The sequence below is a fragment of the Chamaesiphon sp. OTE_20_metabat_361 genome (assembly GCF_031364565.1).
Window position 1 is genome coordinate 1 of the sequence record NZ_JANLWO010000487.1, and the last position, 14,710, is coordinate 14,710.

At 50.2% G+C, this 14,710-nt stretch carries 12 protein-coding genes; 5 read left to right on the forward strand and 7 right to left on the reverse strand.

Annotation, left to right across the window (positions count from 1 at the left end; genetic code table 11):
* The first annotated feature begins 436 nt into the window (after nucleotides 1-436).
* The 4 genes from RMO35_RS14235 (at nucleotide 437) to RMO35_RS14250 (ending at nucleotide 4,325) form a co-directional block, all read left to right on the forward strand.
* A complete protein-coding gene (locus RMO35_RS14235) occupies nucleotides 437-1,966 on the forward strand; it encodes a YifB family Mg chelatase-like AAA ATPase (protein WP_309741969.1) in 1,530 nt (509 codons plus the stop codon).
* A gap of 270 nt (nucleotides 1,967-2,236) precedes the next feature.
* Entirely contained in the window at nucleotides 2,237-3,100 is an 864-nt protein-coding gene (locus tag RMO35_RS14240; RefSeq protein WP_309741970.1) for a hypothetical protein, read from the forward strand.
* Nucleotides 3,101-3,259: 159 nt separating this feature from the next.
* Nucleotides 3,260-3,835 carry a TIGR04376 family protein gene (locus tag RMO35_RS14245; protein ID WP_309741971.1) on the forward strand — a complete coding sequence of 192 codons (576 nt, stop codon included), beginning with the start codon at nucleotides 3,260-3,262 and terminating at the stop codon, nucleotides 3,833-3,835.
* Nucleotides 3,836-4,010: 175 nt separating this feature from the next.
* Entirely contained in the window at nucleotides 4,011-4,325 is a 315-nt protein-coding gene (locus RMO35_RS14250) for a hypothetical protein (protein WP_309741972.1), read from the forward strand.
* A 19-nt stretch (nucleotides 4,326-4,344) separates the two neighbouring features.
* Here the strand turns inward: RMO35_RS14250 and def are convergent, their stop codons facing one another.
* On the reverse strand, nucleotides 4,345-4,875 hold the full coding sequence (gene def, locus RMO35_RS14255; RefSeq protein WP_309741973.1) for a peptide deformylase: 531 nt from the start codon (nucleotides 4,873-4,875) through the stop codon (nucleotides 4,345-4,347).
* A gap of 183 nt (nucleotides 4,876-5,058) precedes the next feature.
* The gene (locus tag RMO35_RS14260) at nucleotides 5,059-5,481 is read right to left on the reverse strand and encodes a peptidylprolyl isomerase (RefSeq protein ID WP_309741974.1); all 423 of its coding nucleotides are present in this window, start codon (nucleotides 5,479-5,481) and stop codon (nucleotides 5,059-5,061) included.
* A gap of 305 nt (nucleotides 5,482-5,786) precedes the next feature.
* Here RMO35_RS14260 and RMO35_RS14265 point away from each other — a divergent pair, with 305 nt between their 5' ends.
* On the forward strand, nucleotides 5,787-8,465 hold the full coding sequence (locus RMO35_RS14265) for a chloride channel protein (protein ID WP_309741975.1): 2,679 nt from the start codon (nucleotides 5,787-5,789) through the stop codon (nucleotides 8,463-8,465).
* A gap of 174 nt (nucleotides 8,466-8,639) precedes the next feature.
* Here the strand turns inward: RMO35_RS14265 and RMO35_RS14270 are convergent, their stop codons facing one another.
* The 5 genes from RMO35_RS14270 to RMO35_RS14290 all read right to left on the reverse strand — a co-directional run.
* Nucleotides 8,640-9,845, reverse strand: coding sequence for an ABC transporter permease (locus RMO35_RS14270; RefSeq protein ID WP_309741977.1), 1,206 nt, complete (start codon nucleotides 9,843-9,845; stop codon nucleotides 8,640-8,642).
* 116 nt (nucleotides 9,846-9,961) lie between these two features.
* Complete coding sequence (locus RMO35_RS14275) at nucleotides 9,962-11,137, reverse strand: MFS transporter (protein ID WP_396135673.1); 1,176 nt, start codon at nucleotides 11,135-11,137, stop codon at nucleotides 9,962-9,964.
* Nucleotides 11,138-11,257: 120 nt separating this feature from the next.
* The gene (locus tag RMO35_RS14280; RefSeq protein ID WP_309741981.1) at nucleotides 11,258-12,550 is read right to left on the reverse strand and encodes a dihydrolipoamide acetyltransferase family protein; all 1,293 of its coding nucleotides are present in this window, start codon (nucleotides 12,548-12,550) and stop codon (nucleotides 11,258-11,260) included.
* A 199-nt stretch (nucleotides 12,551-12,749) separates the two neighbouring features.
* Nucleotides 12,750-13,199: a YlqD family protein gene (locus tag RMO35_RS14285; protein WP_309741982.1), complete on the reverse strand. Its 450-nt coding sequence runs from the start codon at nucleotides 13,197-13,199 to the stop codon at nucleotides 12,750-12,752.
* Between the two features lie 74 nt (nucleotides 13,200-13,273).
* Nucleotides 13,274-14,710, reverse strand: a 1,437-nt coding sequence (locus tag RMO35_RS14290) for an AMP-binding protein (RefSeq protein WP_309741984.1), incomplete at its 5' end; no start/stop codon positions are given.

Here is a 14,710-nt window from a genome sequence, read left to right on the forward strand (position 1 = left end):
TTCCCCGACGGTTTGCGACTGAAATCGCGCTGAGGTTCCCTCGTGCTAAGCGTTTCAGTCAAGACAGCGAATCAAGACAGTGGATAGTGGATAGTGGATCGCTGTTAGAGATTGGGGGTGGAAGGTTTAGATCGACACTGATGTAATTTGGATATTTTTGCCGAATAGAGTACCAATCAAAACCTAACACAAAAATTAATAATACCTGCTTGGCCATCGGCAAATCTAATTTAAATATCTGCAAACGCGAACATTTTTAGTCTTAACAGCCACTATTCATAATATTGAAAAGGTGCTTCATCGCCCAAGTGAAGCACTATCCACTATCCACTATCCACTATCCACTCCCTCAAAATTCAGACATTCGATCGTTGTCTACTCGTGTAATCTCATGCTTAACTAAGCACAATGATTAGAGAGTAACGGGAAAAGCCTTGTGTTAGCCAGAGTTTGGAGTGCGACAATTATCGGCATCGATGCGGTGAAAGTGGGCGTCGAAGTCGATGTCGCCAACGGCTTGCCAGGAATTACCGTCGTTGGCTTGCCGGATGTTGCCGTGCAGGAAAGCAAAGAGCGCGTCAAAACAGCGACTAAAAATGCGGGCTTTGCCTATCCCGTGCGGCGGATTACGATCAATCTCACGCCAGCAGATTTACGCAAGGAGGGGCCGAGCTTCGATCTGCCCATCTGCGTGGGTATTCTAGCCGCTTCAGACCAGGTGAGCGGGGAGTTGTTGGGAGATTATCTATTTTTGGGAGAACTGTCCTTAGATGGCAGTTTAAGGGCAGTTGCGGGAGTGCTATCGATCGCGGCTGCCGCACAGCGGATGGGGATAACTGGCTTGGTAGTACCTGCGGCGAATGCGAATGAAGCAGCCGTCGTGCAGGGTTTGAATGTGTATGGCTTAAACGATTTAGCCCAAGTCGCCGCCTTTCTCAATCATCCCGAACAATTTGAGCCAGCCAAAGTCGATGTCACCCAGAGATTAGCCCAACCCCAGTTAGATTGTGCCGATCTCCATGATGTCAAAGGTCAAGCTCACGCCCGTCGCGCCCTAGAAATTGCCGCCGCTGGCGGACACAATTTGATTTTTGTCGGCCCCCCAGGTAGCGGTAAAACCATGCTGGCACGGCGGTTGCCGGGAATTCTCCCGCCCCTGAGCTTTGCTGAAGCACTGGAAGTCACCCAAATTCACTCCGTCGCTGGCTTACTCAAAGAGCGCGGCTCCCTGGTGTGCGACAGACCCTACCGCAGCCCCCATCACTCAGCGTCAGGCCCTGCCCTGGTTGGTGGCGGCACGTTTCCGCGTCCCGGCGAAATTTCCCTCGCTCATCGCGGCGTCCTATTTCTCGACGAATTAACGGAATTCAAACGCGATGTCCTCGAATTCTTGCGCCAACCATTAGAAGACGGACACGTCACCATCTCCCGCACCCGCCAGTCCGTCTCCTTCCCCGCCCAGTTTACCCTCGTTGCCAGTACCAATCCTTGTCCCTGCGGCTACTATGGCGACACCATCCAAGCCTGTACCTGCAATCCCCGCCAGCGCGAGAATTATTGGGCAAAACTTTCCGGCCCCCTGATGGATCGGATCGACCTCCAAGTAGCCGTAAATCGCCTCAAACCCGAAGAAATTACCGATCGACCCACAGGCGAAAATTCCGCCACAGTGCGCCCGCGCGTCCAAGCAGCCCGCGACAGAGCCAGCCAGCGGTTTGAGTCCGTACCCAGCATCGTCTGCAATGCCCAAATGCAAAGTCGCGAACTCCGCACCTGGTGCCCGCTTGACGACAACAGCCGCCAACTCTTAGAAACCGCCATCCGCAAGCTAGGACTCTCCGCCAGAGCCAGCGATCGCATTATCAAAGTCGCCCGGACGATCGCCGATCTCGCCGCTTGCGAACACATCGAACCCACCCATATTGCCGAAGCCATCCAATACCGGACGATCGATCGAATGCAGTGATTTAGTGAATAGTGGATAGTGATTTAGTGAATAGTGGATAGTGAATAGAGTTAAGACGGTTCCCCCGTCTCCTGTCTCCACAATTAAACAAACTCACATCTTGCACCAGCGACCCAAATCACGCGGCGAGTGTAGGAAGATCGTGTATTTTAGTCAACGAATCACTATCGACTATCCACTATCCACTAAAACACCAGTAATTTCGTTTTGATGCAAGATGTGAGCAAATAGATTGAGGTAAACTAATCCCTAATCCCCAATTCCGAACCGATGAGTAACCAAAACCCCGCAGTACCGCAACCGCCCCAAGGTGGTGACGCTTTCAAGCAGAATCGCGATATCCTCGCCAAAGTCAACGCTCATGCAGATCGATCGATGGATCGACTCTTCGCCGACATCGACGAACTCCTCGGTGACGATCCCACTCACGGCTCTAATTCTGCACCGACACAGCATAATTCCTACGCCAACGAGCAATATCCGCAGTTACAACAACAAGTCTATCCACCGCAGCGTGCCCTCGGTGCAGCCGCAGACACACCAGCGCAACCAGTAGCCAAAGCCAAACGCCCGATGCCACTGTGGCTCAAAGCATTCCTCGGGCTTGGTGTGACGGCAATTGCGGCTGGTGGCGTACTCACCTGGCTGGTAAACGAGCGGAAGGTCGTTTTGCCCGAAATCGATACGAGTTGGCTCCCCTTCCAATCCCAGCAAGTTGCGCCACAAGATGCCAAATTTGCTGACTATATGCGTAAATCGATCGCCAAAATCGATGCCACCGCTCAAACAGCGACTCTAGCCACTAATAATATCCCTACGCCCGCCACTAGTATTGTAGCTACCCCCGCAACGGCTCCCACCGCGCCAGTCGCCACCGCTCCGACTAAAACCATCGTCACCGCCGCTCCCGTTGCACCAACGCCTGTCAAGCCAGCAATCGCCCTCGTCAAAACGCTACCGAAAGGCAATCGTCCCGGCGCGATCTTCGAGATCGATCGTCAGAGCAAAACAGTCAATGTCGGTCAACCCATTGGCAAAAGTAATTGGTCTTTAGTGTCTGTCAATAAAGGTGAAGTCATAATAAAAAGAAAAGGTGGTGAAATTCGATCGATCGATGTCGGTCAGAAGTTTTAATTGAGATGGGAGGTGGGAGACGGGGGGATGGGGAGAAATAAAATATTAATCGCTCTTACCTTTTACCTCTTACCCATTACCCATTACCCATTACCTTTTACCCTCCCATCTCCCATCTCCCACCTCCCATCTCCCCACCCACTCCTCACACTCTAAATCATGGGTTTAATTGAAGACATGAAGCGGTTTCTGGAAAGTCAGATCGATGACTTCCTGAGCAAAAACCCGCATCTCGAATTACAGGTGATCGGCGAACAACTGGCTCAACAGGAGACCGACACCGTTCAACTGATTGTGGACTTGCAAGCTCAAGAAAAACAAACCGAGCAAGAAATCCTTAATACCGCTCAAGAAATTAAAAATTGGTACGATCGCGTCCAGAAAGCGACCGTAGCTGGACGTGCCGATCTCGCTACAGGTGCCCAAGAGCGGGTCAATGCCCTCTTACCTCAAGGCAACCAACTCTGGGGCAAAATGCAGGGCTTAAAAGAGCGCATCGCCAAGGCTCAGGAGCTATTGCAAACCATCAAAACGCGGCGGATTGAAGTTAAAGCCAAAACTGCTGCCGATCGAGCTGCGCGCGCTAAATCCGCGATCGACGATAACCCGAGTAGCTGGGGATCGGTAAATAATTATACAAATGACAGCAAGTTTGCCGATCCGCTCGATGCTCAATTTCGACGGTGGGAAGCCGATGAAGAACTCGAAAAGCTCAAGCGAAATTTAGGCAAATAGGCTGATTCTTAACTAAATCTTTAGATCCGATCGGTGTAGTCTGTTAACATTACTAACGGAAGGCATTTACAACATTTTGAGTAAAATGTTGTTACTTTCTGAGTCTATACAATCACCTACATTTTAGCTATAAAAGTGCGAGGTATTGATAGATATATTGTTTAGAAATACAGTCATGATCGGAACCCCAATTTTAAAGAAGTCTCAGATTGGCGACGCGATCGCAGGTATCGTCACCGTTTTTGGGATTGATATCGTTATTATTTTTATATCGCTATTACTAAATACGTTTTCCCCGGTCTTTATGTCGGTGGTTTTCGCGATCGGCGCGATCCAGTTAATTTACATTTTACCGTTACTACGGTGGTCGGTTAAACGACGAGTTAAAGGTTTTAGTAAAGGATTGTTGATGGGAGCAATGGCGATCGCGATCGTCAATATTTTTTGCTTCTTAGTCGTGTTTAAGTTTTTCAGTAGTGGCGCTAGATAATTAATAATTAATAATTGAATTACCGATCGAAAGCAATTTTTAGGTATTCGGCTTCGGGGATCAGATCCGTGGGATCTGGAACTCGATCGGGAAATAAAATTCCATCTAAATGGTCGAGTTCATGTTGAAAAATTCGGGCGACAAAATCGATTAGTTCTTGGGTGACTAGTTCGCCATGTGGGGTGAGATATGCGACCTCGATCGCCCGATCGCGTAAGACCAAACCGCGAGTTCCCGGTACGCTCAAACAGCCCTCCCAGCCAGCAACCAGCTCCCCAGATCGATCGATAATTTGGGGATTAATCATCGCCGTCGGTGCCATCGTCGGTGCGTGCGGATAGCGCGGACTCGGACGCGAAGCGACTATAAATAATCTCACGGATGCACCAACTTGCGGTGCCGCGATCCCGACACCATTTGCCGCTTCACAAGTTACCATCAGATCCGCGATCGTCTCATTCAGTTTTGGGTCTGGCAGATGAGTAATTACACTCGCTGTTTGACGTAAAATCGGACTACCAATTTCGGAAATCTGAAGAATTTTACTCATTTTTGAGATGGGAGAGGGGAGATGGGAGATGGGAGGGTAATAATGGGTAAGAGGTAAGAGGTAAGAGGTAAGAGGTAATTGTGCAATCCCGTCTCCCAGTCTCCCAGTCTCCCAGTCTCCCAGTCCCCCAGTCCCCCAGTCCCCTCTATCTCCCAACTCCCAACTCCCCACTCCCATCTCAACTTAATCGTGGATAATTTTGACAGAGACCATCTTGTCGCTACCTTTAATTGCATTAACGACATCCATGTCTTCGGTTTTACCAAATACGGTATGGACGCCATCTAAATGGGACTGTGGTGAATGACAGATAAAGAATTGACTACCGCCAGTATTTTTACCTGCATGTGCCATCGATAAAGAGCCAGCTTCGTGTAAATTGCGGTTGATCTCACAATTAATTTTATAGCCGGGGCCGCCAGTACCAGTACCTTGAGGGCAGCCGCCTTGAATCATGAAGTTGGGAATGACACGGTGAAAAGTTAACCCGTCGTAAAAACCTTTTTCCGCCAAATCGACAAAGTTCTTGACTGTTTTGGGAGCATCAGCATCAAAGAACTGGATATTGATGTTTCCTTTTGCGGTTTCGATAATTGCGCGAGTCATGGTTGTTACGGTGGAATGATTAGTTAGACTATTTTAGCGCAGTTTTCGATCGGGCTTCGATCTCAGAGGCTTTAGGCTTTAGGCTTTAGGGGAAACTATAGAGGGTACAAGAATCGAGTTATCCTTAGACAGATGGGACGGATCGGTGACATGCTTCAAAACCGTGGCTCTCCTGCTAGTTTGGGGAAAATGACCAAATTATATGCCGATCGCTCTTACCTCTTACCTCTTACCCTTTACCCTTTACCCTTTACCCTTTCAATAAGTCTTGCTTATCACCATAACTGCTGGAAAGCCCAAACTGGATGTGGATCGATCGACAATTACGACAACTATCGCGCCCCAAATCGATCGCGATTATCGAGGCTTGCGCGATCGGGATTGTCTCGGCGCTAGCAGCGGTGGGACTCAAACAATCGGTAGTGTGGTTGGAGGCATGGCGGGTAGATGTGGCGGGGACGTTTTCACCGTGGCTGGTGTTACCGCCGATCGGTATTTGTGGGGGGTATCTGAGCGGTTTATTGGTCGAGCGACTGGCTCCAGAGGCGGCGGGGAGTGGGATTCCGCAAGTCAAGGCGGCGTTGGGCTATTTCCCGATCGCCTTAGATCTGCGGGTAGCAGTAGTTAAGTGGGTCAGTACCGCTCTGTCACTGGGTTCTGGTTTTGCGTTGGGGCGGCAGGGGCCGACGGTACAGATCGGCGCTGCCTTAGCCGCTCAATTGAGCTATTGGACGCAGACATCGCCGACTCATCAACGGCAATTAATCGCCGCTGGAGCGGCGGCGGGACTGGCGGCCAGTTTTAATGCCCCGATCGCAGGTGTCTTGTTTGCGATCGAGGAGTTATTGCAAGATGTCTCGGATCTGACTTTAGGGACGGCGATTATTGCCGCAGTGGTGGGGGGTGTAATTGCACGGGCGATTGGCGGACGGGGGATGGTGCCCGATCTGAGCCACATCCAGATTCAGTTTTCGCTAGCAGAGATTCCCCTGCTAATCGGCGTGGGAGTGCTGGCGGGATTGTTGGGGGTATTGTGCAATCGCAGTCTCCTCGCGAGTTTAAAGTTTTATCGGTGGCAGTTTCGCGCTCGCTCTCTCGCCGTTAAATTGGCTGTTGCGGGTGGGATAACGGGCATTCTGAGCATTATTTTGCCCTATGCGTTACTTACGAGCAAAGATCTCCAAGATTTTGCGATTATCGGTCGGATCGACTGGCAGAACGCCGCTTGGATTTTGGGCGGTCAATTTGTGTTGTGTTGCGTGGCATTTGGTGCTAGTGCCCCGGGAGGGTTGTTTGCACCCAGTCTGATTTTAGGGGCGGCTTTGGGCGATTTGGTCGCCACTGGGGCGCAAAGCGGTTACGCACAGGGGCTATTGCCGATCGATTTGGTGCTGAGTTCGCCGACTGTTTATGCTTTAACGGGGATGAGTGCGGTGTTTAGTGCCATCACCCACCGTCCGATGGTGGCGATCGCGATCGTCTGGGAAATGACCGCCCAATTTGACCTCATCTTACCGTTGATGCTCGGCTCGGTGGTCGCCTATCTGGTGGCGGAAAAACTATTTCCTGGTTCTATTTATCAACATTTACTGATCGGCAAGGGGATTAACCTCAATCTCCCCGACTTAGCGCAACAAAGCTGGGTCGGTTTAACCGCCGCCGATTTGATGCAGCGGCGCGTCGAAACCCTCTCCAGTCAAATGACGATCGCCGCCGCACTCCAAGCCTTTGCCGCTTCTTCGCATCGGGGATTTCCGATCGTCGATGATGGTAAATTAGTCGGCATTCTCACCCAACGCGATTTGGCACTCATCCAGCAGGAACACTGGGAGCGTCAGACACCGATTTCCACGCTGATGACGCAGCGGGTAATTGCCGTCAGACCGCAAGATCCACTCACTTCAGTATTGTATCTGCTCGATCGTCATCAAATCGGGAGATTGCCCGTTGTTGAAGGTCGCAAACTGGTCGGCATCATTACTCGCGCCGATATTATTCGGGTCGAAGCCGAGCGGGTCAGTAGTACCGTCAGCCCGCTCAAAACCCGTTCTGAGCCGTCTTATTTGGTGTATCGTACTCAAAGTCCCGCCACGGGGCGCGGGCGGCTGCTAGTGCCGCTGAGCAACCCCCAGACGGCAGATATCCTGCTGCGTTTGGCCGCCCAGATCGCGATCGAATCCAACTACGAACTAGAATGCCTGCACGCGATCGTCATCCCCCGCTCTAGTCTACCAGCCGAAACTCCCGTAGATCTCAGTGCCAGTCGCCAATTGTGCGATCGAGCCGTCGCTTTGGGCAAAACTTTGGGCATTTCTGTGCATACCCAAATCCGCGTCACCCACAATGTCGCCGCTACTATTTTGGAGACAACTCGCGATCGACATATCGATCTCCTCTGTATGGGTTGGCACGGCAAAACTGCGACTCCCGGCATGATTTTTGGGAGTACGGTCGATACGGCCATCCGGCAAGCTACGTGCCATGTGATGCTCATCAAGCTGGGGGCGCGACTGCAATCCCAGATGGTTGTTGGCGAATCGAGCGCGCTGGATGCAATGGTGCGGCTGACTCACCTCCATCGTTGGCTGGTACCGATCGCGGGTGGGCCGAATACGGAGTATGCTTTGCAATTATTGCCCGCGCTAATTGCCCTCAATCGCGAATCATCAATCCATCTGTGTCAAGTCTTTGCGCCGACAGACGATCGCCCAGATCTGGGCAGTTTAAATACTGCGGCAGATTTTATCCGCCAATCTACAGGTACAGTCGCCAATATCGCCACCCTCCACGCTGATGACATCCCCAGCGCGGCGATCGATTTTGCGATCGAGCAACAATGCGATGCCATTATCCTCGGCGCAAGTCGGGAAGGCTTACTCAAGCAAAGCATTCAAGGCAATATTCCCAATGCGATCGCGCGGGGTTCGGATTGCACTGTGATTGTCGTCAGAGCCGCAATTACCGAGCGCCAAGAGTCACATTAACGTGAATTCGGGTTAACGATATTTGCTCCCCTCTAGCACCGATTTAAATCGAGTGCGGTGCTAGAGGGGAGACTTCAGTAGGGTGGGCACTGCCCACCATCTAGGTTTCAGGCAGAATCTATTTTATAAATAATTGCACCTACCTACTTAATTATTAATTATTAATTATTGAAATTAGGCTTTCATTCCCACTTTAGTTGCCGATCTTTGCAAGTTGCGGGGGTCGAGCGCATCGCGCAAACCGTCACCGAGCAGATTGAACGAGAGGACTGTGAGAATGATTAGTAATGCTGGCGGCCAAATCAACCAAGGTTGGAAAATCAGAATCGAAGTATTAGTGGCTACCGAAAGTAAATTTCCCCACGATGGATCTGGCGGCTGAATCCCTAATCCAATCAAACTCAATACCGATTCAGAGACGATAAAACTGGGAATCGCCAGAGTTGCCGAAATAATCGTGTAAGTCGCCGTCTGGGGAATCACATGGCGGAGGATAATATACAACGGTTTGGCACCCATCGCTCGGGCGGCTTGGACGAATTCGCGTTCTTTGATCGATAATACTTGACCGCGAATCACTCGCGCTAGTCCCGCCCAACTAATAAATGAAGTAATAATAATAATCAGTAAAAAGCGTTGCGAACTGCTGACGCGATCGGGTAATACTGAAGCTAGGGCAACTAATAAATATAGACTCGGCAACGTCATTAAAACTTCCGCCACCCGCATGATAATCGCGTCGATCCAGCCGCCAAAATAGCCCGCAATCCCGCCTAAAACCAACCCGATCGGGAAAGATATCAACACGCCAATCAGACCGATAAACAGGCTGATTCTACCCCCATAGACGAGCCGACTGAATTGATCGCGACCCTGTTCGTCGGTACCCAATAAGTTTAATTTACCCGGCCCACTAGTGCCAAATAAGTGCCAATCACAGGGAATCCCTGGGAAAATTGTCAGCTCTTGAGCATCGGCTTTAGTCTTGACAACTGGGGCTTTACCCTTGATTTTCTGACTATTAGCCGGATCGAATTTGGGAATGAGCGGAATGCTAATCGGCAAGATCTTGTAGCTAGCACCGCGCACGAATAAGTTAATCGGCGATGGTTTGGTTTGGTCTACTTTGAGAAAGCGATCGCCTGTATTGATATCGGTTTGCCCCTGAGTCGTCGGATAAACATGCGGCCCAATCCAGCTACCCCGCGCATCTGTCCAATGAATCGCAGTTGGTGGTAACAGCGATCCATCACCCTGGGAGACATAAGGATCGTATGGAGCCACAAACTCAGCGACGATGACCGATAGATACATCACAATCAGCGCGATCGCACCCGCTCTTGCCAATCCATTTTGTTTTAATTGTTGCCACCAATTCATAAGTCTGAGGGGTAGAGGTTAACGGCAGTGGATTGTGCCTACACCCACATTAGTCTAGATTTTACCCGTTAGCATAGCTACCCCGTTGCGGCATCACCCGATTCAGACTCTTTAACTTAATTTGCTGTGAGCCTAACTCTAAATAACAGCACCGTTGACACCACAGCACAACAGGCTGAAAATTCAAAAGCGATGGTAGCTCCAGCATTTTCATAAAGCCAACCGAAAATAATTGAAGCAGGTAGTAACATCATCCCGCTTGCCAGATTAAACCAGCCGTAAGCTGTACCCAGCATTGCCGATGGAGCTAAATCTGCGACTAGAGCTTTTTCTACGCCCTCTGTAGCCGCTAGAAATAGACCGTAAAAGGCAAACAAACCAAAGAGTAGGATTGGATTTTCAGGCGGTAAAAATCCCAAGCTTAAATAGAACAATCCATAGGCTAGCCAACCAGCAGCGATCGATCTTATCCTGCCAAATCTGTCCGATAATGCCGATAATGGCGCACCAAATATCATCGCAATTGCTGAAATAGTCGCCCAGGCGAGGGGTACTTGAGACTCTGGTAAACCTAATTCTCTGGCTCGGAGTAATAGAAACATATTGGAAGAATTACCCAGCGTAAACACCACTACAGCCAATAGATAACGCTTGAACTCGATCGGTAAATTGTGAAAATTCCAGCTAAATTTACCACGATGAACCTCAGCCAGCGCATTTTTCGGCTCTCTAATTAGAAGTGACATCCCCAGACACAAAACGGCGGGAACGATCGAAATCACAAACAAATCCCGAACTTTGAATCCATAACCCAGCAGTACGGCAGCTAAAATCGGCCCTAACACCGCACCAGCATTATCCATCGATCGATGTAACCCAAATGCCAAACCCCGTCGCTCTGGGGGGACGCTAGCGGCTAGGAGCGCGTCACGGGGCGAACTTCGCAAGCCTTTCCCCACCCTGTCGAGTATTCTAATTCCCAACAATCCCACCCAGCTACTCGCGATCGCTATCAGTGGACGACTAAACCCTGCTAAACCATAGCCCCAAACGATCCAAGGCTTGACACGATGAGTTTTATCGACTAATACTCCCGATACTAGCTTCAAAATACTGCTAGTCGCTTCAGCAGCCCCTTCAATTAGCCCCAAAGCTTTCGGCCCAGACATCAAAACTGAGGATAGATACAAGGGGATGAGTGGATACAGCAGATCGCTGGCGGTATCGTTGAGCAGGCTAATTACACCAATCAGCCAAACATTAGGCGGCAGTCTTCGGAGAGCGGTGAGCAACATCAGGCCTCATCATCAATAGGAGCGGAAATGTAGGGTGGGCACAGTTCGGCTATCGCTCACTGACCACTGCCCACCATCTACGTTCGAGCTAATTACACTACTTAGAAATCGTCCCAATTAGAGCGTCAAAGATTGAACATTTGTTTCCAGTAACAGCGCCAAATCCTTGAGGAAATTGGCAGCGTCGGCACCGTAGATAATTCGGTGATCGGCGGTCATATTGACCTGCATCTGACGACGAATCGCAAATGTTCCCTCTTCGCTAGCAACTACTGTCGGCTGGGACGCCCCAACGGCTAAAATTGCGCCCGTACCGGGGGGTAGAATGGCGTCAAACCGATCGACACCCAGCATTCCGAGGTTGGAGATGGTAAAGGTGCCAGAGCTGTATTCCTGGGGCTGCAATTGCTTGATCCGGGCACGCTCGACTAAATCTTTCCACATCCGGGAGAGGGAATAGAGATCGAGCTGGTCGGCGTTTTGGAGGACGGGGGTAATCAAACCACCATCGGGCATGGCAACTGCTACGGCGATGTTAATTGCGCCGGGGTGATTGACACCAGCATCTGAGAAGCAAGCATTGACGTTAGGGTGCTTGGCAAGGGTCATCGCGACTGCTTTGGCAAGCAGTGCTGTCATGGTGACGCCTTTGGATTTGACTTGTTTGTAGAGCTTGTCGAGGTTATTGGTTTCGATCGTATAGCCGACGCGGAAGGTCGGGATCGCCAAACTCGCTATCATGTTGCGATTGACGGCAGATTGGAGGGTATTGAAGGGGACGACTCGCGCACCAGCACTAGCGGTAACAGTCGGCGCAACTGGGTGCGCAACTGCGGGGATAGCAACTGGCGCTGCGGGTTGGCTCTGAGCGACAGGGGCGGGAGCTTTGCCAGCAGCCATGCCGACATCATCGGCGGTAATGCGACCGTTGGGGCCAGTGCCATGTAGGGTTTCGACAGCTACACCGTATTCTTTAGCCAATTTCCTAGCGCGGGGCGATACTACAGGTCGATCGCTTCTGAGGCTGGTTGCTGGGGTTGCAGTGGCGGCTGGAGTGGCTACTGCTGTAGCATTGGCAGCTACGGCGGTGGCGGTGGCGGGGACGGCTACGGGAGCGGCGGCGGCAGATTTGCCATTAGCCTGCTGTTTGGCAGTTTCGATTTCGGCTTCGGTTTCGGCGACTAAAGCAATTGCCGAGCCGACTGGAGCGGACTCTCCTGCTTGGACAACGATCGCGGCAATAAAGCCACTATAAAAGGTTTCGACATCCATGTCTGCCTTGTCGGATTCCACCACGACAACGATTTCACCTTTTTCGACTTTATCCCCTGGCGACTTTTGCCAGGAGACGATCTTGCCTTCAGTCATCGTGGAACTTAGAGCAGGCATGAAAACTTCGCGTATTGCCATGGGGAATCTTCTCGATCGAACAGTTAGGTTGAGCTTGCGACTACTTATCTTAGCTTACCTAGTGGATAGTGGATAGTGAATCGTGGATCGTGGATCGTGAATCGTGCTAGATAGTAGATGAAAAATATAGAGCTAGAAGGACGCTTGCGTCCTAACCTGTCTTTCACTATCCACTATCCACTATCCACTATCCACTACTCTAGATATTTCCCCGAATTTCCATCACCACCCCATCATGGAGCAGGACTTCGACGTTCATTTTGGAAATCAAATTATCGCCGAGTTTGACAGCAAAGTAGCCTTCAACTTGACCTTGACTGACTTCTTGTTTGAGTTCGAGAAATTGAACTTGTTGAAGTTGTTGCAGCGCCATGTTTTTTTGTTCTAGCAGTTCGCTTTTCTGCTGATTAACCTGCATCTGGATGCTTTCAATCTGTTGAACTACCTGCGGCCCAGGCGGTTGCAGGTTTTGTTTTTGAATTTCGGCGACTGCTCTTTGTCCCTGAATTTCTAACTGTTGAAGTTGACCGTCCAGTTCGCTAATTTGTGTTTGTAATAGTTGCTGGGTTTCGTCTTTCCAACGTTGCGTCACGACAGCTTTGATACTGACGACCCGCTTGAGCATTAATTGAGAGTCTGGTAGATCCATGATTTAGGTAATTTTGGTAACTAGTTGCTATCGGTCTAGTGGCTAGCGGCTCTGCCCCGTACCCTATTCCCTGTTTAGCGAGCGAACATCTCGTCAATCATACCGTGATACCGCTCCATCACAACTGGACGACGAATTTTCAGCGTCTGAGTTAGGAGTCCATTTTCGATGGTGAATGGCTCGGCGATGAGCTTGATGGCGACAATTTTGTCATCGACACGATAGCCCGGACGGTTTTTGACTTCGCGATTGAGTTCTTCTCGAAAGAGGCTGAGAACTTGACTAGCTGCGAGGATATTCGCATCTACAGTGGGAGTCGTGGTGAAATCTAAGGGTAAGTTTTGGCTGGTTGCCCATTGTTGTAAGGCTTCAAAATTGGGGACAACGATCGCGCCGAGGGATTTTTGGTCTTGACCGACGAGGACGATTTGACTGATATACTGGCTGCGTAGACAGGCATCTTCGATCGGGGTGGGTTCGATATTTTCACCGTTACTCAGGACGATCGTATCTTTGGCACGTCCGGTAATCGTCAGATCCTTATTAGCCGTAAGCATTCCCAAGTCACCACTATTAAACCAGCCTTCAGGATCGATCGCTTTGGCGGTAGCTTCAGGATCGCGGTAATATCCTTGCATTACTTGCGGCCCGCGAATCAATACTAACCCTTTACTACCGATCGAGACTGGCTGGCGAGTTTCGACATCGACGATCTTAATTTCGGTACCGGGTAGGGGTTTTCCTGATGACAGGCGGAGATTTTGCCACGGACGGCGGACGTTGGTAATCGGGGCAGTTTCGGTCAAACCGTAGCCCAGCAGCACATCGACACCCACAATTTCAAAGAATAAATCTAGATGTTTGGCTAGCGAACCACCGCCGATAATAATATTTTTAATCTTACTACCTGTGGCTTCTCGAATTTTAGCGTAGACAATTTTGTCGGCGATCGCGTGAACTGGCGCTAAGATCGACATCTGAAGCCGCGCATTTAACTTTTGACTTAAACTGGGCTTTAAGCATTCCAAACTCAATCCCTGGACGATCCGCCGCGCTTCGATATATTTTTTACTAGCAGCCAACAGCGTATCGACTAGTTTTTGCTTGTTGGCTGGCTGCTCCCGAAATTGCTTCTGAATGCCCTCATAAACCGACTCCAACAGGCGCGGAACTGCCACCAGGTACTCTGGACGCACATCTTTCAAATCCTGCTTGAAATAGCGAATATTGGTGTAAGTCTGCGTACATCCCTGAGAGAGCAAATAATACTCACACGATCGCTCGTAACTATGCCAAGAAGGTAAGATACTCAATACGCGATCGCCTGGTTTAGCGGGAATCACCGTACCGCAAGTATTTACTTGATGTAGCAAATTCCCGTGAGAGAGCATCACCCCTTTAGGATTGCCGGAAGTTCCTGATGTATAAATGAGGGTTGCTAAATCGGTTTTGTTGAGGACAACGGGTATAAAATTGCCAGTACGACCTAAATCGATCGTCTGACTAAAATT

What these genes read in the sequence shown, in the direction of transcription:
- RMO35_RS14240 (WP_309741970.1), top strand. Translation starts at nt 2,237, where the DNA reads ATGAGTAACCAAAACCCCGCAGTACCGCAACCGCCCCAAGGTGGTGAC.
- RMO35_RS14245 (WP_309741971.1), top strand. Translation starts at nt 3,260, where the DNA reads ATGGGTTTAATTGAAGACATGAAGCGGTTTCTGGAAAGTCAGATCGAT.
- RMO35_RS14250 (WP_309741972.1), top strand. Translation starts at nt 4,011, where the DNA reads ATGATCGGAACCCCAATTTTAAAGAAGTCTCAGATTGGCGACGCGATC.
- def (WP_309741973.1), bottom strand. Translation starts at nt 4,875, where the DNA reads ATGAGTAAAATTCTTCAGATTTCCGAAATTGGTAGTCCGATTTTACGT.
- RMO35_RS14260 (WP_309741974.1), bottom strand. Translation starts at nt 5,481, where the DNA reads ATGACTCGCGCAATTATCGAAACCGCAAAAGGAAACATCAATATCCAG.
- RMO35_RS14265 (WP_309741975.1), top strand. Translation starts at nt 5,787, where the DNA reads ATGTGGATCGATCGACAATTACGACAACTATCGCGCCCCAAATCGATC.
- RMO35_RS14270 (WP_309741977.1), bottom strand. Translation starts at nt 9,845, where the DNA reads ATGAATTGGTGGCAACAATTAAAACAAAATGGATTGGCAAGAGCGGGT.
- RMO35_RS14280 (WP_309741981.1), bottom strand. Translation starts at nt 12,550, where the DNA reads ATGGCAATACGCGAAGTTTTCATGCCTGCTCTAAGTTCCACGATGACT.
- RMO35_RS14285 (WP_309741982.1), bottom strand. Translation starts at nt 13,199, where the DNA reads ATGGATCTACCAGACTCTCAATTAATGCTCAAGCGGGTCGTCAGTATC.